The 23,972-nt window shown below is 66.1% G+C and carries 19 protein-coding genes; 7 read left to right on the forward strand and 12 right to left on the reverse strand.

Translation table 11 applies throughout. The features are described from left to right. Nucleotides 1-8 precede the first annotated feature (8 nt). The 4 genes from ACZ9H4_RS18990 to ACZ9H4_RS19005 all read left to right on the forward strand — a co-directional run bounded on the left by ACZ9H4_RS18990 (nt 9) and on the right by ACZ9H4_RS19005 (nt 3,896). Nucleotides 9-386, forward strand: coding sequence for a response regulator (locus tag ACZ9H4_RS18990; RefSeq protein ID WP_408153076.1), 378 nt, complete (start codon nt 9-11; stop codon nt 384-386). Nucleotides 387-964: 578 nt separating this feature from the next. Continuing rightward, nucleotides 965-2,074 carry a sugar ABC transporter substrate-binding protein gene (locus ACZ9H4_RS18995; protein WP_408142616.1) on the forward strand — a complete coding sequence of 370 codons (1,110 nt, stop codon included), beginning with the start codon at nt 965-967 and terminating at the stop codon, nt 2,072-2,074. Continuing rightward, nucleotides 2,074-3,084 carry an ABC transporter permease gene (locus tag ACZ9H4_RS19000; protein WP_476120248.1) on the forward strand — a complete coding sequence of 337 codons (1,011 nt, stop codon included), beginning with the start codon at nt 2,074-2,076 and terminating at the stop codon, nt 3,082-3,084. Before ACZ9H4_RS18995 ends, ACZ9H4_RS19000 begins: the two co-directional genes overlap by 1 nt. Then, entirely contained in the window at nt 3,084-3,896 is an 813-nt protein-coding gene (locus ACZ9H4_RS19005) for an ATP-binding cassette domain-containing protein (RefSeq protein WP_408153075.1), read from the forward strand. Before ACZ9H4_RS19000 ends, ACZ9H4_RS19005 begins: the two co-directional genes overlap by 1 nt. A gap of 214 nt (nt 3,897-4,110) precedes the next feature. Here ACZ9H4_RS19005 and ACZ9H4_RS19010 read toward each other — a convergent pair whose 3' ends face one another. From ACZ9H4_RS19010 to coxB, 4 genes are all read right to left on the reverse strand, one after another. Further along, on the reverse strand, nt 4,111-5,436 hold the full coding sequence (locus ACZ9H4_RS19010) for a ferredoxin reductase family protein (RefSeq protein ID WP_476120250.1): 1,326 nt from the start codon (nt 5,434-5,436) through the stop codon (nt 4,111-4,113). Between the two features lie 150 nt (nt 5,437-5,586). Then, on the reverse strand, nt 5,587-5,925 hold the full coding sequence (locus ACZ9H4_RS19015) for a hypothetical protein (RefSeq protein WP_476120252.1): 339 nt from the start codon (nt 5,923-5,925) through the stop codon (nt 5,587-5,589). Next, on the reverse strand, nt 5,922-8,459 hold the full coding sequence (ctaD, locus tag ACZ9H4_RS19020) for a cytochrome c oxidase subunit I (RefSeq protein WP_408142606.1): 2,538 nt from the start codon (nt 8,457-8,459) through the stop codon (nt 5,922-5,924). Before ctaD ends, ACZ9H4_RS19015 begins: the two co-directional genes overlap by 4 nt. Then, the gene (coxB, locus tag ACZ9H4_RS19025; RefSeq protein WP_476120254.1) at nt 8,456-9,154 is read right to left on the reverse strand and encodes a cytochrome c oxidase subunit II; all 699 of its coding nucleotides are present in this window, start codon (nt 9,152-9,154) and stop codon (nt 8,456-8,458) included. Before coxB ends, ctaD begins: the two co-directional genes overlap by 4 nt. Before the next feature lie 51 nt (nt 9,155-9,205). Between coxB and ACZ9H4_RS19030 the strand changes: the two genes are divergently transcribed. Next, nucleotides 9,206-9,718, forward strand: coding sequence for a DUF2231 domain-containing protein (locus ACZ9H4_RS19030; protein ID WP_408142602.1), 513 nt, complete (start codon nt 9,206-9,208; stop codon nt 9,716-9,718). Here the strand turns inward: ACZ9H4_RS19030 and ACZ9H4_RS19035 are convergent. The 5 genes from ACZ9H4_RS19035 to ACZ9H4_RS19055 all read right to left on the reverse strand — a co-directional run bounded on the left by ACZ9H4_RS19035 (nt 9,682) and on the right by ACZ9H4_RS19055 (nt 13,855). Beyond that, complete coding sequence (locus ACZ9H4_RS19035) at nt 9,682-10,194, reverse strand: CopD family protein (RefSeq protein ID WP_408142600.1); 513 nt, start codon at nt 10,192-10,194, stop codon at nt 9,682-9,684. The two genes, ACZ9H4_RS19030 and ACZ9H4_RS19035, sit on opposite strands and share 37 nt — an antisense overlap. Next, on the reverse strand, nt 10,191-10,913 hold the full coding sequence (locus tag ACZ9H4_RS19040; protein WP_408142598.1) for a cytochrome c oxidase assembly protein: 723 nt from the start codon (nt 10,911-10,913) through the stop codon (nt 10,191-10,193). The genes ACZ9H4_RS19035 and ACZ9H4_RS19040 overlap by 4 nt, the downstream gene beginning before the upstream one ends. 319 nt (nt 10,914-11,232) lie before the next feature. Further along, nucleotides 11,233-12,717, reverse strand: coding sequence for a CHASE2 domain-containing protein (locus ACZ9H4_RS19045; protein WP_408323987.1), 1,485 nt, complete (start codon nt 12,715-12,717; stop codon nt 11,233-11,235). 38 nt (nt 12,718-12,755) lie between these two features. Beyond that, on the reverse strand, nt 12,756-13,322 hold the full coding sequence (locus ACZ9H4_RS19050) for an OmpA family protein (protein WP_476120258.1): 567 nt from the start codon (nt 13,320-13,322) through the stop codon (nt 12,756-12,758). Nucleotides 13,323-13,387: 65 nt separating this feature from the next. Beyond that, entirely contained in the window at nt 13,388-13,855 is a 468-nt protein-coding gene (locus ACZ9H4_RS19055) for a FecR family protein (protein WP_408142592.1), read from the reverse strand. Between the two features lie 402 nt (nt 13,856-14,257). On the opposite strand from ACZ9H4_RS19055, the gene ACZ9H4_RS19060 reads away from it, so the two are divergent. Next, entirely contained in the window at nt 14,258-14,404 is a 147-nt protein-coding gene (locus ACZ9H4_RS19060; RefSeq protein ID WP_408142590.1) for a hypothetical protein, read from the forward strand. 139 nt (nt 14,405-14,543) lie between these two features. Then, nucleotides 14,544-15,440 carry a fructose bisphosphate aldolase gene (locus ACZ9H4_RS19065; RefSeq protein WP_476120260.1) on the forward strand — a complete coding sequence of 299 codons (897 nt, stop codon included), beginning with the start codon at nt 14,544-14,546 and terminating at the stop codon, nt 15,438-15,440. A gap of 99 nt (nt 15,441-15,539) precedes the next feature. Here the strand turns inward: ACZ9H4_RS19065 and ACZ9H4_RS19070 are convergent, their stop codons facing one another. The 3 genes from ACZ9H4_RS19070 to bcsB are packed head-to-tail and all read right to left on the reverse strand — an operon-like array spanning nt 15,540 to nt 23,972. Beyond that, a complete protein-coding gene (locus ACZ9H4_RS19070; protein WP_476120262.1) occupies nt 15,540-20,267 on the reverse strand; it encodes a cellulose synthase subunit BcsC-related outer membrane protein in 4,728 nt (1,575 codons plus the stop codon). After that, nucleotides 20,258-21,442, reverse strand: a complete 1,185-nt coding sequence (gene bcsZ / locus ACZ9H4_RS19075; protein ID WP_476120264.1) for a cellulose synthase complex periplasmic endoglucanase BcsZ — start codon at nt 21,440-21,442, stop codon at nt 20,258-20,260. Before bcsZ ends, ACZ9H4_RS19070 begins: the two co-directional genes overlap by 10 nt. A gap of 10 nt (nt 21,443-21,452) precedes the next feature. Continuing rightward, nucleotides 21,453-23,972 (reverse strand): cellulose biosynthesis cyclic di-GMP-binding regulatory protein BcsB, encoded by a 2,520-nt coding sequence (gene bcsB, locus ACZ9H4_RS19080; RefSeq protein ID WP_476120266.1) that lies wholly within the window; start codon nt 23,970-23,972, stop codon nt 21,453-21,455.

Genomic DNA, 23,972 nt, shown 5'->3' on the forward strand with positions numbered 1-23,972 from the left:
GGCGGCAGATGCCCCGCTCGGAAAGACAGCTGCAGGATCAAAGGGTGATGGTGGTCGAAGACGACTACCTGGTGGCGCTCGCCCTTTCCAGCCTGCTTGAGGAGGCGGGGGCGAGCGTCGTCGGCCCGATCTCCCGCGCGCAGGAAGCGGTCATGCTGATCGAAGAAGGCAAGGAGCACATCGACGCCGCGATCCTCGACGTCGACCTGAACGGTGAGAAGTCGTATGCGGTGGCGGACGCGCTCGCGTCGCGCCATATCCGGTTCGTGTTTGCCACGGGATATGGCGCCGACGCGGTCGCTCAGCCGTATCGTCATTACCCGCGCTGTCAGAAGCCGTTCGATCACCAGGTGCTTTTCAGGGCATTGATGGCGCAGGGGAATTGAGCGATGAGTTGTGTCATCGCGGCGAGGTCAATCACATGCCGCTGCCCAGCCTGATGTCCACTATCTGAGCTTGACAGAAACAGACGCAGTTCCCCTTCCCGAAGCAGTGCTCCCACACCCCATTCTTTCCTGGCCTTCCGATACCTGCACGGCCAGCCCGGCTTCGTGGAACGTCCGCTGAATGTCCTTTTGCCGGGCGCGAGGCGCGCTGATAAAAATTTCGGAACCCTTACTGCGGCCGACTGCGCAACGTCGGCGAAGCAATCTTTGCACGACTGATTCCTCGACTTTGAGACGCCCCTAACGGCTCTGTCGATTTCCTGGCCTCGCGGTCCGCTCACCGGGCATCCCAATAGTCGGACTAGTTAGGGGTATACATGGATTAGGAGGTACAACCGCGCTGCACTACCATTTTTTCGGTACCGCACGGCGCGTATCGAGCGCTTTCGAATCGGGGTTGCACATCTTCACGCCTCAGTCCCGCGCTGCCCAGCGCACTCCGGTGCCGTCCAGCATCTGCACGCGATCGACTCGAAGTCGAGCACATCAACGAACGAAGAAGAGAACCGGAGGACGACATGGCACAGCAACGGGATGACGACGAGGAACAGCGGCGCAACGGTTTCAGCGCAGCGCGGCGCGGGCTGATGCAGGGTACGGGATTAGGCGCGGCGCTTTCGCTGATGGGCGCGCTAGGCGGCGCGGGCGGGCTGGTCGGCACCGCGCAGGCGGCGGAGGCGGCTTTTCCCGCCCACAAAAAGTGGAGGATCGTGTTCGTCAATCACGTCACCACGAACCCTTTCTTCGTACCCACCCAGTATGGCATTCAGGATGCCTGCTCGCTGCTCAGCATGGATTATCAGTGGACCGGCTCGGCCACTTCGGACGCGGGCGAGATGGTCCGCGCCGTGAACTCGGCCATTGCCGCGAAGGCCGACGCCATTGCCGTGCCGATCGTCGATCCGGGCGCCTTCGACAAGCCGATCCAGGCCGCGCTCGACGCCGGCATTCCTGTGTTCGCCTATAACGCGGACGCGCCGCGCGGCAAGAAGAACCCGCGACTCGCCTATATCGGCCAGGACCTGTATCTCTCCGGCTATCAGATGGGCGAGCGCATCGTGAGCCTCATCGACAGCGGCATGGTCGCGCTTTTCATCGCGACGCCGGGGCAGCTCAATATCCAGCCGCGCCTGGACGGTGCGAGCGACGCCATCAAGAAGTCGGGCAAGAAGATCGACATCCAGACGGTGGCGACGGGCGCGACCGTCAACGAGGAGCTTTCAAAAATCAAGTCGTTCTATCTGGGCCATCAGGACCTGAAGGGCATGTTCGCCGTCGATGCGGGCAGCACGCAGGGCGTCGCGCAGGTGATGAAGGAATCGAACCTTCCTTCGAAGGGTGTGCACGGTGGAGGCTTCGACCTGCTGCCGACCACGATCCAGCTTATCCACGAAGGCTTCCTCGACTTCACGATCGATCAGCAGCCCTACGTGCAGGGTTTCTATACGGTGATGGAGGCGTTCGTGTTCCTCTCCTCGGGCGGGCTGGTCGGGCCGGCCGACATCAACACCGGCTTGAAATTCGTGACTAAGGAGACCGTCGAGCCCTACCTGAATACCTCGACGCGCTATGAAGGCAAAACCACCAAGCCGCAAATCGTTCCGATGAGCGGCGCAATCAGGTCGTGATGGACACAGTGAACGAAACCAGCAAGATCGAAGCGGCCCGCGCGCCCCGGCGCGCGGGGGTTTCATTTGCGTCACACTGGTCGGCCGAGCTGCGTATCCTGCTCGTGGCGGTGCTGCTGGCTGCCTACTTTGAATTCGCTAATCACGATTTCCTGCTCACCAACGCGAGCCTCGTCAACCTGTCGCAGTTCATCGCGCCGGTGGCGATCATCGCGTTCGGCGAAATCATGTTGATGATTGGCGGCGACATCGATCTCTCGGCGGGCATGGTGTTCGCATTCGCGCCGTTCATGATGGTGTTTGCGAACGACGCAGGCGCGCCCATGTGGCTCGCCGTGATCGCGGGGCTCGTGGCCGCGGCGATCGTCGGCTTCGTGAACGGCGCCGTGACAGTGTGGCTGCGCCTGCCTTCGTTCGTCACCACGCTCGGTACGCTCTTTCTCATCAACGGCATCACGCTCACCGTCTCGCGCGGCACGCCCGCGCCTGCTCCAGGATCGCCTACGTTCTCGGGGTTCATGGGTGCGTGGGGTTACAGCGAGATCATCTGGACCGTGGCGATCGCTTTCGCGATGCACGTGCTTTTGCGGCATACCCGCTGGGGCCTGCATACACAGGCCGCGGGCGCGAATCCAATCGGCGCGAGCGAGGCCGGCATTCAGGTGAACCGGCTGCGCCTCGGCAACTTTATCCTCGCGGCGGTGCTGGCGGGCTTCACCGGCATCCTCGAAGCCTTTCGCATTACCTCGATCGATCCGCAGGCGGGCGGCAACCAGATCATGTTCCTTGCCGTGGCCGCCGCCGTGATCGGCGGCACGCCGCTCACGGGCGGGTCGGGCACCATCGTGGGCGGCTTGATCGGCGCGGCGGTGCTCGGCATTCTCAACGACGGCTTCACGCTCATCGGCATCAACGCGTTCACGTTCAACATTATTCTCGGCGCCGCGATCCTGGCGGCGATGATCTTCAATATCCACGTCGGGCGTATTCGCCGTAAGGGAGGGCGCTGATGGACCCATCACAAGCCTCCTCCTCAGTCGCGAATGCCGCGCCCGCTGCGCCGCTCGCGCTGCGCGGCGAGAGCCTCGTCAAACGTTTCGGCGCGGTGACCGCGCTCGACGGCGTCTCGTTCACGCTCGGCAAGGGCGAGATTCTCGGCATACTCGGCGACAATGGCGCGGGCAAGTCCACGCTCGTCAAGATTCTCACGGGCTTTCATCAGCCGACGGGCGGCACGCTCCATATCGACGGCCACGAGACGCTGCTGCGCTCGGTCGATCATGCGCGTTCGCTCGGCATCGAATGCGTGTATCAGGATCTCGCGCTCGCCAATTCGCTGAGCATTTACCACAACATGTTCCTGAACCGCGAGATCGTGCGGCGCGGACCGTTCAGGCTGCTCGACCACAAACAGATGCGCGAGCGTGCGGCGCAATGTCTCGACGATATCGGCGTGCACGTGTCGTCGGTGGATTTGCCCGTGGAGCGCCTCTCGGGCGGGCAGCGTCAAGCCATCGCCGTGGCGCGCGCCGTGCATTCCAATGCGAAGATTCTCCTGCTCGACGAGCCGCTCGCCGCAATGGGCGCACGCGAGGCGGGGCTCATCATCGATCTCCTGATGCGGCTGAAGGAAAAGGGCGGCCTGTCCATCATCATGATCATGCACAACTATGCGCAGACGCTCGATATCGCCGATCGCATCATGCTGATGCAGCGAGGCCGCGTGACCTACGAGCAAAAGAGTGCGCTGACTTCCGTGTCGGAGCTCATGGACATCGTGCGGCGGGAGTACCGGGAAATGCGCGCCGCCAGCGCGCGTTGAGCCCGCTATCCAGGGGGTATGCCGGAGCGGGGCCGCATACCCGATAACCTCGAGGTATCTTGCAACGCCCAACCAGACGCGCCCCCAACCTCACCCGCTAATGCCCCGAACTCACCCGCAACAACGCAAACACCAGCGACAGTGCCACCACGATCACCCCTGTGGCAACGGCCAGTCGATCAGCTAACAATCGGCGCATCGCAACTCTCCTCAGCTAGACGAAGCTATACCGCTCGGAATGGTAGCGCGCGAGCGGCACTTTCATCTCGCCCAGCGCGGTTTCGATCGCGTCCATCATCACGTCGGGCCCGCAGATGAAGTACTCGTGTTCGGCGTACTCGGGCGGCAGATGACGCCTGAACAGTTCGGCGTTGATACGTCCGCTTTCGCCGCTCCAGCCTTCGGGCGGGTCCGACAGCACATACACGACCTTCAGATCGAGCCGCGTTTTCAGCGCCTCCAGTTCCTCGCGGAAGGTCACCGACTCCCAGTTCTTGCTCCCGTACAAAAGGACCAGCGGGCGCCGGTCGCCGCGATCGGCGAGCGTGCGGATCATGCTCATCATCGGCGTGATGCCGATGCCGCCCGCGATCAACACGTGCATGTCGGTCGGATGGCCGATCGTGAAAGCGCCATACGGCCCGTCGAGATAGACCCGCTGGCCGGCCGTCACCGTTCTCACGGCGCTCGTGAAATCGCCGAGGTTGCGGATCGTCATTTCGACACGGCCGTCCGCGGCTTCCGCGCTCGATGAAAACGAAAACGGATGCCCGGTGATGCGAAACGGGCTCGCCCACAACGTCAGCCAGCCGAACTGGCCCGGCTTGAAGCGAAAGCCCGCGTGCCCCTCGGGCTGCATCACGAGCGTCGTGGTGTCGCCGTGTTCCGCGCGCACCTCGGTGACGCGATAGGGACGCCGCAGCATGAACAGCGGCTTGAACAGACGCACATAAAACAGCAAGCCGATCCAGAAGATCGTCATGCCGATCCACAACGTGCGCTTGAGCGGGTCGACCAGATAAAAGCCCCAGCCCACCATGTGCAGCATGCCGGCGGCAATCGCGACCAGCGCGAGCACGATATGCGACAGATGCCAGAGTTCGTAGCGCAGCTTCAACTGTTTGCGCCACAGCGCCATGATCACGAGCAGAATCAGTGAGCCGATCGACAGCACCGCGAAGCGCGCGCCCCACGGAATGTCCCAGATCGAATCGGGCAGCGCGAGCTGCGGCGAGCGGATCGCGATCAGAATCAACGGATGCGCGACGACGAGGCCGACCGCCATCAGCGAAATGCGCCGGTGGAAGTGATAGATGACGTCCTCGCCCCACGGCTCGGTCACATGGCGAAAGCGCGCGGTGAGACCGAATTGCAGCCCCATCATCGCGAGGCCGGAATAGCCGAGCGCGACGGAAAACTCGGTGGCGAAATTGCGGGCTGGCGGCAGGTTGCCCGCGAGCAGCGCGAACAGCGGAGCAAGAATGAACAGCAGATAGACGGCGGACCAGATGGCCTTGCGCACAAGATCGCGATACTGCATGAAATCCCTCTCTATTAGAGCATTCAGACATGCCGGCATGGCGGCTATGAAGCGGGGAGCGTGCCGACCGAAGCGCCAACCGGCGCGCCGGCCAGTGCGCGAGCTATTGCGTCGTCTGGTACCTCAAGCGTCGCTGCTTGTCGGTCGCGCTCATAGGCAAGTAGTCAGCAGGAGCGCGGGCCCAAACGTAATAACCGTGGCAACCAGCGCCGCGATCAAAGTCCAGATGACGACGGTATGCATGAACGTACTGATGGGCTCCGGACCCGGATCGCGAATGGCCGCCGCACGATAGCGCCATAGCCAGCCGATCGCGACCAGATGCAGCAGCAACACGATCGCAAGGCTCACACGCAGCGGCCCGGTCGGCCAGCCGAACGCGCAGCCGATCGCGTGCAGCGCATACAGGATCACGAGCGCAACGCACCAGATGGTGAAGCCCACGGCGAGCCACCACAGACGCCGTGGCGCAAGCGGCCGCGCGTTCATGGCCGTGCTCCCAGCATCGCGACCAGCGAGGGCAGCGCGAGCACGAGGACCAGCGCAATGATGCCCGTCGTCAGCGTGTAGTCGAGCCACAAGCGCGTGAGCCGCAGGTCCGTGAGCCGTCGCGGGGAGACGAAGCCGGCGCCGATGCGCAGTACATTGCTGATCAGAAACAGCAGGCCGATGCCCGCATGAATGCCGACGTACGTCAGCAACGCTGCCGCCGTTGCGCCGAGCGCGTGCTCACGCGGATGCGGCATGACGCCGGCGATCAGCGCGACATCGGCGGCGATCGCGATGACCAGTGCCAGCGCGGCCACGCTGATCCAGCGATGCGCGTGACGGTCCGCGGCGGCCGCGCGCAGCGACCCGCGTGCCGCGACCGCCGCGACGGCCAGCGCGACGACGCTCACGAGCGCGAACAGGCGGCTCGGCTCGGGCGTCACCGCGGCCGGCCAGTTCGGCGCGGCGATCCACAGATAGAACGTGCCGAATACGAGCGACGTGAACAGCGTGCCGTTCGCGACCAGCGTGCAGATCAGCGCGAGCCACGCCGGCGCGCCGGCCACTTCGGTATGCGGCGGCACGCTGACGCCACGGCCCACCGGCAGCGGTCCGTAATCGCGCGCGTGACCGGCGCTCTGGCCCGCGTAGATGAAGAGACCGAAGGTCACGAACGCAAAGGTCAGCGACAGCAGATAGAAGCCGAACAGCATCGACAGCACCGCCGCGCAGGTCACGATGGCAGTGACGAGCGGCAGATAGGTCGCACGCGGCAGCACGATCAGTTGTTCGGGCTCGCCGGAAGTCATGTGCACACCGAGTGTTTCCTGCCAGCCGTTGCGCGTGAAGCCGAGATAGCCGTCGCCGCGCGCGAGCAGCGCCGCCAGTTTGCCCGGCGCGACGCCTTCCGTTTCCGTGCCCACCCGCGGGATCGACGCGAACGCGTACGGCGCGGGCGGAATCGGCATCGCCCATTCGAGCGTGGTCGAATCCCACGGATTGCGCCGCACGCGCCGGCCGTAGCGCACCTGCACGATGATGTCGATCACCACCAGCGCGAAGCCGATCGTCATCACGAAGCTGCCCACCGACGACAGCAGATTGAGCCAGTTCCACCCCTCGTCGCCGCGATAGGTGAAGATGCGCCGCGGCATGCCGAGCAGGCCGGTCAGGTGCATCATGAAGAACGTCATGTTGAAGCCGATGAACACCAGCCAGAACGCCGGCAGCGACAGCTTGTGCACGGCGGTGCGCCCGGTCAGCAACGGCAGCCAGTAGTAGAACGCCGCGAGCATCGGAAACGCGAGCGCGCCGGCCACCACGTAGTGCATGTGCGCGACGACGAAGTAAGTGTCGTGCGCCTGCCAGTCGAACGGCACCATCGCGAGCATCACGCCGGTCAGCCCGCCCGCCGTGAACACGAAGAAGAAGCCGAACACGTACAGCATCGGCACGTCCCAGCGCGGGCGTCCGTGCGAGAGCGTCGCGAGCCACGCGAAGAACTGGATCGCGGTCGGCACCGCGACGATCGCCGAGCCGGCCGAGAAGAACGCGAGCGCCAGATGCGGAATGCCCACCGTGAACATGTGATGGACCCAGATGCCGAAGCTCAGGAAGGCGAGCGCGATGATCGCGACGACGATGGCCCGGTAGCCGACCAGCGGCCGCCGCGCGAACACGGGGATGATGGTCGACAGCACGCCCGCCATCGGCAGGAAGATGATGTACACGTCCGGGTGGCCGAACAGCCAGAACAGGTGCTGCCACAGCAGCGGATCGCCGCCGCGCCGTGGATCGAAGAAGGGCAGGCCGAAGGCGCGCTCCACTTCGAGCAGGATCGAGCCGAGGATCAGCGGCGGAAAGGCGACGATCATCATCATCGCGGTGACGAGGATGTACCACGCGAAAATCGGCATGCGGTCGAGCGACATGCCGGGCGCGCGCATCTTCAGAATCGACACGACGATCTCCATCGCGAGCGAGAGCGCCGAGATTTCCACGAAGGTGATGCCGAGCAGCCACACGTCGGCGTTGATGCCCGGCGTGTAGACGTTCGAGCTGAGCGGCGTGTACATGAACCAGCCGCCGTCGGGCGCGGCGCGCATGATCAGCGAGACCGTCAGGATCGTGCCGCCGAACAGATAGCACCAGTAGCCGTACGCGGTCAGGCGCGGAAAGGCGAAGTCGCGTGTGCCGAGAATTTTCGGCGTGAGGTAGACCGCGAAGCTTTCCACCATCGGAATCGCGAACAGGAACAGCATCATCGAGCCGTGCATCGTGAAGACCTGGTTATAGGTCTCGGCGTCCATGAAGGCCGCGTGCGGCGTCGCGAGCTGTACGCGCGTGAGCATGCCGAGCACGCCCGCGATCGCAAAGAACAGGAACGACGTGATCATCATGCGCATGCCGAGGACCGTATGGTTCACGGCGGCGAGGCGCTGCACGCCGGGTCCGGTGGCCCAGATCGCGGCGAGCTGGCGATGCAGCCGCAACGCGTTCATGCCCTGTGACGGCGGCTCGACGGGCACACTCATTTCTTTATCTCCCCGTTGGCGGCCGCCTGCTTGACGGCGGCGGCAAAGTCTTCCGGACGATCGACGATCACCGTGAAGTGCATCCCTGCATGTCCCAGCCCGCAGAACTGGTTGCATTGCCCTTCGTACTGACCGGGCTGATCGGCCTGCACGCGCAGACGCGTGGCGTGCCCGGGTATCGCGTCGATCTTGCCGGCGAAGCGCGGAATCCAGAACGAATGCACGACGTCCTCGCTCGTGACGACGATATCGACCGGCGTGCCGGCGGGCAGGTGCAGCACGTCATGGGTTTCGAGACCGCCCTGGTCCGGATAGCGGAAGGTCCAGCTCCACTGCTTGCCGATCGCGTCGACGCGTGCGGGCGCATGGCCCGGCAGCGGCAGCAGCCGTTCACCGGCAAGGAGCGCATAACAGACCAGCGGGATCAGGATCACGGCGGGCAGCACGAGGCCGCCCAGCACGATCCAGCGCGCGGGCGACACCTGCGAGCCCCAGCCCGGGCGCCGCATCACCAGCGCGAACAGCACGAGCACCAGCGCGAACAGCACGGCCGAGCCCGCCAGCATGGTCCACCACAGCCCGGCAATCGACGCCGCCGCGGGTCCGGACGGCGCGAGCGTCGACAGCGGGCCGGCGCAGCCCGACAGCGCCGCGCCTACCGCCGCGATCAATCCCGCTTGGACCGGTCCACGCAAGCGGCTATGATGGTTCGCACGATCACACATTCGACGCGAGGGACTGTGACCATGGCAAAGAAAGACCATGCCGGATCCAACGGCAAGAGCGAGGTGTTGCTGGAACTGTTGCGGCTCGATGCGGGTTCGGCCGTCGCATTCGTCGGGCATCCGATTCACGTGATGATGGTGCATTTCCCGATCGCGTTCGTCGTCGCCACGCTCGGCATCGACGTCCTCTACTGGTGGTCGGGCGATCCGTTCTGGGTGAGGGCGGGTCTGTGGGCCGCCGGCTTCGCGTTCTGGAGCGGCGTGGGCGCGAGCCTCGTCGGCACCGGCGAGATTCTGCTCGTGCGCGGCATCCGCCTGAAGGAAGCGAGCTGGTCCCACGCGGTGGCCGCGATGACGCTGGTCGCCATCGCGGGCGCCAGCTGGGGCGTGCGTCTCTACTATCCCGAGCAGATCCTTCCGCACGGCCTCGCGCTCTCGGTTCTGGCCTCGGTGATGACGGGCTTCGCCGGCTGGCATGGGGGCAAGCTCGTGTTCGATCATGGCGTCGGCATTCTGGTGTCGCCGAAGGACTGATGCAGCCAGCGGGCGAGTCCGCCTGGCTCGAACAGATGCGGGGCGAACAGGTTTGAGTCGAGGTGCGGCTTGGCGAGCACGATCCAGATGATCGCGACGATCACCACCACATAGGCGCTCGTCAGCGCGATCGAGGAGAGCTTGCCGAAATGCCCGTCGGGCAGGAACAGATGCAGCATCACGAGGCCGGCCACCACGTGCAGCATCGCCATGATGCCGACCAGCACCATCTTGAGAGAGAACCATTCGACGAAGGTGGCCTGCAGGAAGATCAGCGCCGTGCCGCTCGCAATCGCGACGAACGCGGCGGGCGAAGTCAGCTCCACATAGACCAGCCGCGTGATGCGGTGCAGGCGGTCGAGGTCTGAACCAGGCGGCAGCGCGCGGCGCTGCCGGAACAGAAACGGCAATACGATCAGGCCACCTGACCATATCGCGATCGCGCCCAGATGGATGAACTTCAGCAGGGTGGTCACAGTGCGGGCTCTCTGACGCGCAGGCTGGACCAGGCGAGCCACAGTCCCGCTGCGAGATAAGGGATCATCGCCAGCACCCACATCAAGAGGCCGGCAAGCTGCTGGTCGGCAAGCGGGGTGAGTCCCCATGCGGCGGTGCTGGCGAAATGCACGACGTAGAGCGGCGCGGGCGCGAACACGATCAGCGCGCCGAGCAAGCCCATTTGCCCGATCGTCGCGACGAGCGCCATCAAGGCGGCGCCCGTTTGCAGCGTCGGCGCAAGGACGCTGCGCCACATCAGCCACGCGCTGCCGAGCAGCGTGGTCTGCATCAGCCAGTAAGCGGGCACCGTGGCGAGCCCCCAGGCGTACGGACCTGGCGCATGCCAGAGCCACACGATGACCGCATGTGCGGCGACCACGGGAACGAGCGGCGGATAGCCGAGGCGCGGCAGCGCAAACGCGCGTGCGAGCAAGGGCGCGACGGCCGCAATCAGAATGATGTGATGGGTCACGCGCGCCGAGAACAAGGCCGATGACAGCGCGCACAGCGGCGAGACGAACACGACCACCATCAGCACGAGCGCGGCCCAGCCCGCTCGCGCATCGGCGCTGCGGCCGCTGGCGACGACGTAGGCGAAAACGGCAAGCGCTGCGAGCAGCAGCGGGTCGGTGTTCCAGCGTAACCACAGATCGGCGGGGATCGCGGCTGGCCCGCAGTAGGCGACTAGATAGGGCATGGCGCGATGTCGTCCGAGGGTCCGGTTTCGATCGCGTAACACGCGGCCTGTATTCTTCTTCGTAACTCGCGTCCGGTTGTCTTGTGAGGGACATGAGCGTCTGCACGCGCGCTCACCGGAACACTTTCCGCATCTGCCATTTCCGTCACCTCGCACGGCGCGTCGAACGCGCTGGAAGAACCTGGAAAATTATCGAAACGGGCTCGCAGCCTGATCGACCGCAGATGTACTGTAGCTCAAATAGCGCGCTTTAGGGCCAGCTATGGCGGATTTTACCGATTTTCGTCAGGCTGACAACGAGCTTTCATAAGAGTGCTAATCAAGCGCCCGGCGCCTTGCCTGCGCCGTCCTGATCGGCTGGTCGAGCTTGTGTGAGGGCGGCTTCCATCCGGGTTTGCTCCTGGAGATGAAGCAGCGCGGGCGAGAGGAAACAGCCCATCACCGCGGACAGGATGATGAAGATCGCGGCCGCATCGACGAGCAGTCCGAAGCGAATGAAAATATAGAAGCAGCATAGGAGATTCAGCAGATGCAGGCACAGGCCCAGCACGGTGACTGCCTTCGGCACGACCCGGATCACGCCCGCGAGCCGCGATTGCCTGCGCGGCACATACCAGATGAGCAGCAGGCCGACGCCCATGATGAACCCGCTCTCGGCCCATTTGAGCCACGTGGGACGCAGCAGGAAACGTCCCTCGACGATGGTCTCGATGACCTGAGCCTGAATCTCGATGCCCGGTACCAGTTCTCCTAACGGAGTCGTGCGCATGTCGGTCACGCCGGCGCCGGTCAATCCGACGAGCACGAGTTTGTCGCGGATGCGGTCCTCGTCCACCTTGCCGTCGAGCACCTCGCGTGCGGACACATAACGGTCCAGCGTCGAGCGGATGGAAGCGAAATGCAGCCAGATGTCGCCGCCGGGTTGCGTGGGCACCTGCACGTCGGCGACCCCGACCGTTTGCACACCCGAACCGTTGGTCGAGACTTCGAGCGCCGCCGAACCGGTGGCCACGCGCAGCATCTCCATCGGCAGGCTGGGGACCAGCGTGTCGCGCAGACCCATGATGAGCGGAATATGCCGGACCACGCCCTGTTCGAGCGCGACGCTCAGCATCGCCTGACCGTGCGCCGCGGCCTGCAATTGCGGCAGGCTGGCGAGCACGTAGTCGTAACGCGGCACGCGGGGCAGCGGGTCGGCGCCGTGCAGGAGAATCGGCGCGCTACGCAGATCGATGCTGGTGGCGAAGGCCGCGTGATCGAGCGCGGCCGCGCCCAGAATGGTCGGCGCCGCATGGAGCGCGCCAGCGAGAATCGTGTCGTGGCTGGGCAGCGCACGCAACGCGGCCGCGAGCGCCGTGGCCGTTTCCGGCAGATTGCCGGCCACCATGTCGGGCGAGGTTTGATCGGGCTCCGGCATGTAGATGTCGAGACCGATCGCGAGCGGCTTGTGTGCCGCGATCGCGTCGATCAGACCGGCGAGGCGGTTGCGCGGCCACGGCCATTGACCGACGCTTGCGAGCGTCTCCTCGTCGATTTCGACGATCGTCACCGGCTGTGCGTTCGGCATGCGCGGGTAGTGACGCTGGTACTGGTCGAACAGCAGTTGCCGCGCGGATTTGAACGAGTCGGGCAGCGTCTCGTCGAGCGTGGTGATGAAGGCCGGACGCGCGAGGTTGCTCGGCCATTCGCTGGCCAGGTTGAGCAGGCTCAGCGCAAACAGCACCGCGAGCGCGACCGGACGCCCCTGCGCCGCTTTCAGCAGAGACTTGATGCGGGCGAGCCAGAGGTCGTAATAGCGTTTCATCGAAGGGAGGGCGATTCAGCGCCGACGACCCGCGCGCGTCATTGAATGGTGATGACGACCCGCCGGTTCATGCGATTGGGCACGCCATCCGCCGTGGGGACCAGCGGCTCGCGTTTGCCCCGGCCCGCGGTTTCGATTTTCCCGGCGGGAATGCCTTGCTTGATCAGAAACGCCGCGGCGCTTTTGGCCCGCCGCAGCGACAGCCTGTCGTTGAATTCCTGGGAGCCGGCCAGATCCGTATGGCCGATCACCACGATCTGCGGCGCGGGCCAGTTCGCGAGGACGGCCTTCAGCTTCTCGACCGTGGCGGGCGACTCCGGGGCCAACTCGGTGGCCGAGTCGAACAGGAAGAACAGGGTGAAGGTCATCGGGCGCGGCGGCCGGGCGGCGAGCAGTTCGCCGTAGCGGGCTTGCACGCCGGAGCGGCTGTCCATGGTCTTTTCGATGGCGCCGTTCTTCGTCACGTCGACGCCCGCGTAGGCCGTGTCGATGGTCTGCTCCGCCTTGGCGCTGTGCACGATGACCGCGCCGACTTTGCCTTCGGGATCGGGCAACAGAACGATCCGGTCCGGCGGCGTGCTGCATCCGGCGAGGCAGGTCAGCACGACGAATGCCGCTGCGAACACCGCTGCCGATAGCGATGCTGGCCGGTGAGGCCGGATGAGGGCTGTCAACGTGCATTCCCCCCGTTCTCGCCGACTTCGATAATGAACTCGGTGCCACGCACCCCCAGCGTGGTGGTCGGCGTGCTGAAGCGGACCGCGTCCGGATTCGCCTTGGCGAGCTTGCCGGAGATCACGGCCAGCGAACCGCGTTTGACGCTGGCGTCGAGCACGCCGGCGTGGGTCGTGCTGTCGAACGCGAAGCGGTTGAGTTCGAGCGTGGTGTTCGCGCCCGCGGACAGCAACGTCGTGTCGCGCAGCGTGATGCCGACCGACGACTCAGGCCCGGTCACGATGCGGTCGCTGCTGTACACGTCGGTGCCGATCGTCGCGCCCGAGCTTGCGCCCGCGTGCTCGATGCGCACCGCGCCCTTGACGGTCTTGACGACGCCGGCGGCATCCTCCGCGCGCGCATTGGCGGTGGCCGCACATCCGCAGGCAAGAATCAACGCATGGGCGATGGATCGGAAACGCATCGGCGGCACCTGTTGGCAAGAGCGCTACTTTCCACGGGGCGGCGCGGCGTGCCGATGTCGACGTGGTGTTGTGACCGATAATGGCCCGACTGCCGGTGGAGCTGGGACTGGCGAAGGGGAGGCGGAAAGGCGGGTCCTGGGGAGCCAGGGAGGCGCTTCTGCAGTATCCAGCAGAGTAGGGCCGCCCATGCAAACGACTCTGTGCGCTGCCGCGCATAACGCCACCCGAAAGGCTTGCAGTTGCCAAAGGTGTTGCTACGCCGCGATCGCGATGGACGTCGGGCCATGCCGGCCTCGACTCGCCCGCTGCAAAGCCGGGCAACACCGAATCATGAACCGGATGCCGTACAGCGGCGCCCGCCGGGCGTAATATGAGCAGACCTTGTGGCGGAGGCTTCCCTCATGTTCCATGATCCTATCCAGATTCCCGCGCTGATCGAGTTGGCGTTGCTGTCGATCGTGCTGATCTTCGTCAGCATAGTCCGCGCCCGGCGGCGCAGGCAGCGGCTACGCAACCGCGCCGACGCGGGAGCGAACGCGGGAAGATAGGGCTTGCGGCGCCTTCAGCGGATGCGCTTGAATACGGCTATGCCGTTCAGTTCAGGCAGAACCCTGATGGAGCAGATTTCAACGGGCCCGGATCGGACTCACCGGGCCGTTATCCGGCTATCGAAAGAGAGAGGTGTTCATGGCTAAAGACGGAATGATGACGCAGGTGTGTGACAAGCAGGGCTTCTTCGCGGCCCTCGATCAGAGCGGCGGCTCGACGCCCGGCGCGTTGCGGCTCTACGGCATTCCGGATACCGCCTACAGCGACGACGCCGGCATGTTCAAACTGATCCACGAGATGCGCGTGCGCATCATCACCGCGCCTGCTTTTACCGGCGCGAGGATCATCGGCGCGATTCTGTTCGAAGCCACCATGGATGGTCAGGCCCAGGGCAAGCCGGTGCCGGCCTTCCTGTGGGAGGACCGTGGCGTCGTGCCGTTCCTCAAGGTCGACAAGGGACTGGAAGCCGAAGCCAACGGCGTGCAACTGATGAAACCGATACCGGGACTGGACGCACTGCTCGAGCGCGCGGTGAAGCTCGGCGTGTTCGGCACGAAGATGCGCTCGGTCATCAACGGGAATTCGCCGGCCGGTATCGCGGCGATCGTGAGGCAGCAATTCGAACGGGCGGCGCAGATCGAATCGCACGGCCTGATGCCGATTCTCGAACCCGAAGTGTCGATCAAGAGTCCCGACAAGGCGGGCGCCGAGGCCACGCTGCGCGCGGAACTGAGCAAGGGGCTCGACGCGTTGCCGCAGAGCAGCCGCGTCATGCTCAAGCTGACCTTGCCCGAGACCGCGGACTTTTATCGTCCGCTGATCGAGCATCCGCGGGTGGCGCGGGTCGTTGCGCTGTCGGGGGGCTACTCGCGAACCGATGCGTGCACGCGGCTCGCTTCCAATCACGGCATGATCGCCAGCTTCTCGCGGGCGCTGATCAACGACCTCAAGAAGCCGATGAGCGACAGTGAATTCGACGCGGCGCTGGAAAAGGCCGTCGAAGAGATTTATCAGGCTTCCGTCGTCAAGGTTTGAGGGGCGGCGAGCGGCGAGGCGGCGTACTTGCGGCCGATGAACGTTGCAATGCCCGGATAGCTGAGCATTGCAACGATCACCGCCGCCCGCAACCTCCCGTCAGTTCGACAACGACAGATACGGCGAACTGAGCGGCGTCGGCGGGAACGGCTGCAAGCCCGTCTGCTTGCTGAAGCTGTAGCGCACATAGACGGCGGCGAAGAACTCGCGATACTCATACGCATTGCCGAGCGACGCCGTCGCGCCGAACGCCAGCTGCGGCGCCAGTTGATATTCGCCGACCGCGCTGAGCGAATACGACACGCCCGTCTTGCTCTGGCCGGGATACACCGCGCCGCTATCCACGCCGCTGCCGATCGAAGCCGCATTGTCCGCCGCCGCGCCCTGTCGGCGGGAGGCGTCGTTCAACGGGAAGTAGTTCGACGGATCCTCCCGATAGTGCTGCACGCCGATCGAGCCCTTCAGGTCATAGGTGAACGGACCATTGCGTCCGGTCCATTCCACCGGCAAATTCAGGATCACGTATTGTTGCGGGCTGAAATAACCGCCCTGGCCGTACGTGAAGTACGAGAGGTTCCTGTCGTAGCGCATCAGCGTGGTGTTCACGCCGACCGTCAGTGTCTGGTCGGCGTCTTTCAGCAGGCGCGTGTAGACCCCGCCGCCGCCCTTGACCGAGTTGTTGCTCGCGACGTTGTGGCCGCCGTAGTACTGATACGAAGCGTTCACGTACAGGCCGCTCGTGCCGTCGTCCCAGGCGAGGCTGCCGAGGCCGCCGGTCGAGGTGACGCCGCCCCATTCGAGTCCGGAACCCGCGTCGTGCGCGCCGGCATACGACAGCAGACTGTCGGTGACGGCGCGCCGCGCGACGGCGAGCGAATAGGAGACCTTGTCGGTGATGCCGCCGTTGTACCGCGCACCGCCCACGATGTTCGTCTCGCGGAAACCGAGCGGCGTCACGCCGATATCGCCGCTGACGCTGCGGCCCTCGTAGCCGACCGACAGCCCCACGCCGCTCGCCGTCTGGCTGCCGTACACGTTGTTGCCGGCCTTCGCCGCCGAATTCGACGCGCTGTCGGAGAGGCCCGCGCCGAAGCGCGCGAGCGTCGACACGTTGTTGGACGCGGTACCGGCATCGAGCGTGACGGGCGTCGCGGTCACGACGACATGGCCGTTGCCCGCCTTGATGCGCCCCTGGATCGGCGCTTCGATGTCGGTCAGCGTGGACAGGCCGTCCTCGCCGTCGCGGTTGCGGAACACGATGCCGCCCGACACCGTGCTTGCCTGCTCGCGATTGATCTGCGCCAGCTCTTCGGCGACGCCGAGCGTCTGCGTGTTCGCGAGGTTCGCGCCCGCGTAGTTGCCGGCGTTGCCGCTGTTGCCCCCAGCTTGCTGCGGGTAGTAAGGCTGTGCGTAGCCGGTCGGCGGCTGCGGAATGTACGGCTGCTGTTGCCCGTAGTAGCCCTGATTCGGATACGCCTGCTGCTGCGGCGGATAGGGTTGATAAGGTTGCTGCGGGTAGCCTTGCTGTTGCTGCGGATAAGCCTGCTGGCCGTAATACGGCTGCTGCTGCGCATACGGCTGCTGCTGTGCATAGGGCTGCTGCGCGTAAGCGGGTGCGCTGCGCGCGGTCTTCGACGTGCTTTGCTTCTTGCTCGTCGAGCGCCTCGTAGTCGCGGTTGAAGCGGCATACGGCTGTTGTTGCGCCGATCCGGCATTGTCCTGCGCCTCGCGCGAGGCGGGCGACATGGGCCATGGCGTAGCGGCATAGCCATCCGGCGCGCCGTATTGCGGTTGCTGCGGCGCCTGCTGCGCATAAGGCGCCTGCTGCGCATAAGGCGCCTGCTGCGGATAACCCGGGCTGTATTGCTGCTGCATCGGCGGCATTTGCGTTTGTGCCTGCCCTTGCCCCGGATAAGGCTGCAATGGCGCACCGGACTGGCTCGACCCGTAGGTCTCCTGTCCATAGCCGCCCGAGTCGGCGCCCGAGCGCGGCGCGTTGTACGGCAACGCGGCGGGCGCGGCATTCGGCGCATAAGGCTGGGCGGGCGCCGTATAGGGCGCGACGTAAGGCGCGGGCTGCGTGGGCGGCGGATAGTTCGGCACGGTCTGCGTCGGCAAGGAGGACTGCGAATACGGATTGGTTGCGCGCGCGGCATTGAAGCTGCCACCGGCGGGCGCGGCGTTGTCGGCGGCGCTCGGCGCGACCGTTTTGCCTTCGAACGGATTGACGCCCGGCAGCGGCGTCGCGCCGATCTGGCGCATCGCGGTTTCCCACCCGCGCGGCACGTTGCTCGCCGGATTGTTGCGCGGGGCGCTGCCCATCGGCGTGTTGGCCGCGACGAGCGAGCGCTGCAAATAGGTCGACGCGAGCGACAGCTTGCCCTGCGCGCGATACATGCGGCCGACCGTCGCGAGCACGGTTGGATCGTTGGGCGCCAGGTTCAGCGCCTGATTCGCGAGCGATTCGGCGTAGCTGTTCTGCTTCGCGCCGACCGCGGCGGGGATCGCCGCCTGCAGCAGGCTCAGGTCGTCGGGGCGGCGCTGCAGCGCGACGCGGTAGCTGGCGAGCGCGTTGCGATCGTCGCCGGCGCTCGAATAGAGGCGGCCCAGCGCGGCCTGCAGATCCGGATTGTCGGGCATCGCCGCGAGCCACGGCGCGATCACGTCATAGGCGCTCGCGAGATCGCCGCGCTGACGCACCGCATCGGCCTGCTTGATCACGATGCCGAGATTCAGGTTGCCGAAGTCCGTGCGCTGCTGCGGCGTCAACTGCATCGACGCGAGCCGGCGCATCACCATGCCGAGTTCGGCTTCCTGTCCCGTCGCGGACAGAATGCCCGCGTATTGCAGCAGCAGATCGGTATTGCCCGGCGCCGCGTTCATCGCGCCGCGCACGAGGCCGAGCGCGCGGGTCGGGTCGCCCGCCTGCTGATAGGCGCCGGCGATCACGCCGATCAGCTCGGGGCTGCTGCCCGCGATCGGTTCGGCGGCGCGCAGCGTGGCGAGCGCCTGCTGCGTCTGAGCGTTGCGCGCGAGCCGCGTCGCGATGTCGGCCTGTTGATGCACCCACAGGCGGTGCTGCAAGGTGGTCATCGCGTCGGTGCGTTGCGCGACCGGAATGCGGTCGAGCTGCGCGAGACCCGCGCTCCAGTCTTGCGTTTCCGCCGACAGCAGCGCACTCGCATACAACGCGTCGGTCATGTCGGGATGCGCGGCGAGCAGGCCGTCCATCATGCTGCGCGCGTTCGCGACCGCGCCCTGGCGCACGTAGATGCGCGCGAGGTCGAGGCGCAGCCAAGGGTCGTCGGGCGTGTTCAGCAGCGCGTCCTCGAACAGGCTGCGCGCGCTGCCGAGATCGCCGCGCGCTTCGGCGGCGCGCGCCTGAGCGGCCTGCGCCTCGCCGCGCAGACGGTTGATGCCGCCGGCCTTCGATTGCTGTTCGGTGTTCAGCCGATTGGCGAACTGCAACGCCTCGTCGCCGCGCCCTTGCGCGGCGAGCGCACCGACCAGCCCGCGAATTGCATCGGGATTGTCGGCCTGGCGGCGCAGCGCCATCCGGTACGCCTGTTCCGCGCCGGCTGCGTCGTGGTTGGCGAGCAGCATTTCGCCGAGCAGCACCTGCGCGGTGACGTCGGACGGATTCAGCGCGATCGCGCGTTCGAACAACGACTTCGCCTTTGCGAATTCGCCGTTGCTGCGCGCGCCGATCGCGTCGCTGGTGTAGGTCCAGTAGGTCGCGCTGTCGAGCGCGGTTTTCCAGCGCGCCGGATTGCCGCCGCGCGAGGCGCGCTCCAGATAGTTGCGCGCTTCGGCGAAGTGTTCCTGCTTCAACGCGGCGATGCCCATGCCGCCGAGCGCATCGGTATCGTTCGGACTGCTCGCGAGGACCGACGAAAACTTCGCGCGCGCGGTGGCGACGTCGTTGCGCTCGAGCGCGGCGAAGCCCTCGGCGATCACGCGGCCGCGCGCATCGACGGCGGTGTTTTCCTGCGCGCGAGCGCGCGCCGCGCTGTCCTGCTGCACCATCGAATCGAAGCGCGCCTTGACCGCTGCGTCGTCGCTCGCGGTTTGCAGATAGGCCTGGTACAGCGCGGCGTCGGAAGGCCGCGCATCCAGCCACAAGAGCGCCTGGCGCCAGCTCTTTTTCGCCGCCGCGCCAACCGTGCCGTCGCCCGAAAGTTTTTGCAGCCGCGCGATACCGTCGCGGCGCGTCACGTCGCGATAGGTCAGATGCTGCGCGTAGGCGAGCGCGTAACGCGGATCGTCGGGGTTGTCGCGCGCAAGCTGTTCGAGCCCGCGGCGCGCCTGATCCCAACCCTGTGGCGTGGCCGACAGGGCCTGGTAGTACTCGAGCTGCAATTGCGGCGTCGCCGGTTTGCCCTGCAGCGCGCGTTGATATTCCTGCACCGCGCTCGCGCTCTGACCGCTTTGCGCAAGCCGCCGTGCGTCGTTGACGGTCTGGTCGCGCGGGCTCGACTCGCCCAGACGCCGCCCCAGTTCATCGAGACTCGGATAGTTCGGCGCGGCCGCCTTCAGGCGCGCGAGATATTGCTGCGCGCCGGCGCCGTCCTTGCGGTCGGCGAGTACCATGCCCATGCCGAACAGCGCGTCGGGCTGCTTCGGATCGATGCGCAGCACCTTCAGCCACGCCTGCTCGGCGAGGTCGCCGCGTTGATGCGACTGCCAGTACTTGCCCTGATCGATCAGCACGCTCAACGGATCTTTCGACGCTTGCGCCAGCGCATCGGGTGCGGCCGTCGCCACACAGCAGACTGCGGTGAGGCTCAGCGCGAAGCGCAATGACAACGCGAGGGCGCTCAATCGCATGCGTTTCTCCAGCTTGGCACGAGACGGCCGCTTGCGTCGAAGCGGTAACGGCCGTCGATGAAACCCGTGCCGAACAAGCCCAGCACACGATCGTAATAAACCGGTTCGCGGCCCGGCACGCCGGCGTCGAGCGCGGCCAGATGCGTGCGCGCGAGGCCGAGGCCGTGCTGGTCGCCGAGCGACTTGAAGTACGGCGCGAGCGCGCCCCAGTAGCTGAGCGGGCCTTCGCCGCTGGCAGCGCCAGTGGTCGAGGACACGTTCTCCGGCGGGAAGCCGTTTTGCGCGACCTTCGCGCGCATGCCGCCGAGCGCCGCGAGCCAGGGCTTCGCGAGCGGATCGGCGGGCGCGGCCAGCCCGGCCCACAGATAGACGCGGATCGCGTCGTAACTGCCGACGTCGCCGTTCTTCGGATCGACCACGAACTGGCCGTTTTGCCAGGCCGCCCAGTCGGGTGCGAAACCTTGCGGCGCGGTGGTCCTGACGAACTTGTAGGCGCTGTCCGCGAGCTTGTTCCACGGACCGTCCGGCAACTCGTGCGCGAGTCCGCGCAGCACCGGCAACGGCAGATAGCTCGGATTCAGACGTGTCACACCGGCGGTTTTGAAGCCTTGCGGTCCGGGAAGCAAGATTGGCCCGACGCCCGGCAGCGTGGTGATCTCTTCACGCGCGATCCGCGCGGCGAGGGCCTCGCCGAGCTGCGTGTAGCTCGCGTCGCCCCACAGGCGGCCGGCTTGCAGCAGATCGTAGGCGATCCACAGGTCCGAGTCGGAGGCCGAGTTCGGATCGAGCACGCCGTACGAGCCGTCCGGCTTTTTGCCCCATTGCCAGGCGGGCAGGCGCACGTTGTGCGCGTCGAACTGATTGCCCGCGAGATTGCTGCGGGTCCAGGCGAGCAGCCGGTCGAAGGTCGCGCGGTCGTTCGCGACCAGCGCGAAGAAGAGTGCGTACGACTGGCCTTCCGAGGTGGTCTGCTGAGCCTGCGTCGAGTAGTCGATCACGCGGCCGTCGGCCTGCACGAAGCGTTCGACGAAGGTGCGGTAGCCGCTCCATTCGCCGCATGCGCCCGGCGCGCCGTTGCTCTGCGCGACTTTCACGATGCCGCCGACACTCGCCGACGCCGCCAAGGCGAGCGTTACCGCAACGGTCATTTTCTGGTTGATTCGAAGAACCCGCATATCAGTCCTGTCAGTCCTTCAGGCGGCGCGCGGCGATCGAGCGCAGCGTCCGGTAGAAGAGGCCGGCGATGATCAGCGCCGCGAGCACGCCGCCGAGCATCAGCAGCAGCGGATGCGAGGACAGCGCCCAGCGCAGATATTCCTGCGGCGACAGATGGCCGACGTAGTACGCGTCGCCGTTCGACGTGATGGTGACGTCGCGGCCGTGGATCACGGCCATCGCGCCTTGAATCTTCGGCAGCACGTCGGCGTCGAGCAGCGCGCTCGAGAGGTCGGCGTCAGACTGCCCGGCCGCGCTCACCAGCGCGACGGCGCTGCGGTTCTTCTGCAACGGCGACTCGAAGCCGCTCAGCAAGGCGGCGCCGTTCGAACTCACGAGCGTCAGGTCGGCGCGCGCGGGCGTGCGCTCGACGCCGCGTTCGCCGTGCCACCAGTCCTGCAGCCAGAAGGCGATGTCGGAGAGGCGGAAGCTGTGCGCGTTGCCGTCGCTCGAGAACGGCATCGATTTGGCCCAGCGCTGCAACAGCGGCTGCTTGCCCGGCGCGCCGAAAATCAGCAGGTCCTTGCTCGCGTACCTGTCGGCGTCGTCGGCGCTGCCGACCGTCACGCCCGTCACCGGGTAGCCGGTCGATTCACCCATGCGGCCCATGGTCAGCAGATACAGGCTGTAGTCGCTCGAATCGGCGTCGTTCGGCAGGATCACGGCGGTCTCGGAAAGGTCCGCCATGCGCGTGAACGGGAAGCCGCTATTGGCGAACGCGGCCAGATCGGGCAGCGCCATGTAATGCGGGAACGACGAGAGGTCGATGGTCGAGTTCGGATCGATCGCGCCGACCACGTTGTCGAGCAGGCGGGCATGACATTCGCCGGTGTTCGGAATGTCGTAGTAGAAATGCAGGCGCAATTGCGCGCGCGGCGTCAGCAGCAGCGGCGGAATGCGCACGGTGCGGCGCGCTTCGGCGGTGCGGTCGGGCATGATGCGGCCGAAGTAATGGCTCAGCTCGAACACCGACGCGGACTCAGCCGGAATCGGCAGCGCCTGCACGAAGCCGTTGTTCACGCTCACGTTCAACGACGAGCGGTCGCGCGCCGGCCGCACGGTGTAGCGGTAGCGCAGATCCAGCGGCGCGCCGCGCGTGTGCCACATGAAGAGATCGGGCGGCACGCGCATGTTGATGCGTACGGCGTCGGCGTCATAACCGAACACGGTCAGGTCACGCGGATTGGCGAGTTCGCCGAAACGCACCGGACGATTGGTCGCGAGCCAGTTCGGCGCGTCGTAGGGCACGCGCGGCGTGAGTTCGGTCAGTTGCGTGATCGTCGCGCTCGGGCCGGAGAGCGTGTTCTGGCCGATGCCGAGCGACTTCGCGGCGGTCTTCAGTTCGGCTTCGGTGCGGCCCATCACGAGCAGCAGCTTGCCGCGCGCGGGCGCCGCGCGATCGACCACCGCGATGGTCGGGCCGGAGATCGCAGGCAGCGTTACGCCGGCGGGGCGCTGGTCGTCGGTGGCGAACACCACGGCGTTGCCCGACAGCGGCGCGTTGTCCAGTTGCGCGGGAAACAGCGCGCCGCGATAGCCGGCCAGCGCGCCGAACCACGACGCGACGATGCCGCCCGCTTCGAGCGTGCCCGCGCCGGGCTTCTGCGCAAACACGAAAGGCAGTTCGAGCCGGCGCACGTCGCGGCGGTCGAAGAAGGGCGCAGGCAGCGCGGCCAGATCCGGCGCGCTGGCGAGCGACGCATAGGTCAGGTCGAGCGAGCTCGCATTGCTGACCGTGGCCCACAAAGAAGAATTCGCCGGGTCTTCGCAGCTCGTCGTGTAATGGCCGATCAACTGCACGTTCAGGTGGTTGAATTCGGTGATGAAGCGCGGATCGATCGACACGTCACGCGCCACCAGCATGCCCGCCTGTTCCTTCGGCACGGGCAGCGTGGCGGCGACTTCGCCGTTCACCAGCACCTTGAGTTGCGAAAGGTTGGCGAGCAGCGCGGGCGAGTAGCTGTAGATCAGATGCAGCACCGCGCCGGTCACCACTTCGTCGCCGCGCACGGAGAACGCCACGCCGTTCTGGCCGTCGGTGCCGCGCAGTTGCAGCGGGTCGAGTGCGCCGAGGTCGGCGAAGGTCAGCGTTTGGCGTCGGCCGCCCGGCACCAGCGTGCCGGGTTCGGCGGTGGTCGGCGTCCTGACGCCCAACGCCTTCACCGTGGCCACGGTGAGCGCGGGCGTCGGCGTGGCGAGTTGCGGCTGCTGGATCGCGTTCGGGTCGAAGAGCATAGCGGGGCTGGGGGCGGGCACGCTGCCGACGCCGGCGGCCGGCGCGGCGCTTGCGCCAGCCGCCGCGACCACTTCAGCCGCCGACGCCAGCGGCGCGGCCAGCGCCGTCTGCAACGCGAGCCAGCAGGCGAGGCCGCGCATCAGCCGTCGCGAGCCGGAGCGTCCGACGTTGCGCGTTACCAACCTGTGCAATCCGGTCCTGCCGCGCTCGTGATTCGAGCGTTCGATCTTGTCCTTCGCCATCCTGTTGCCCAT

The organism is Paraburkholderia sp. TE9906 (assembly GCF_056279605.1).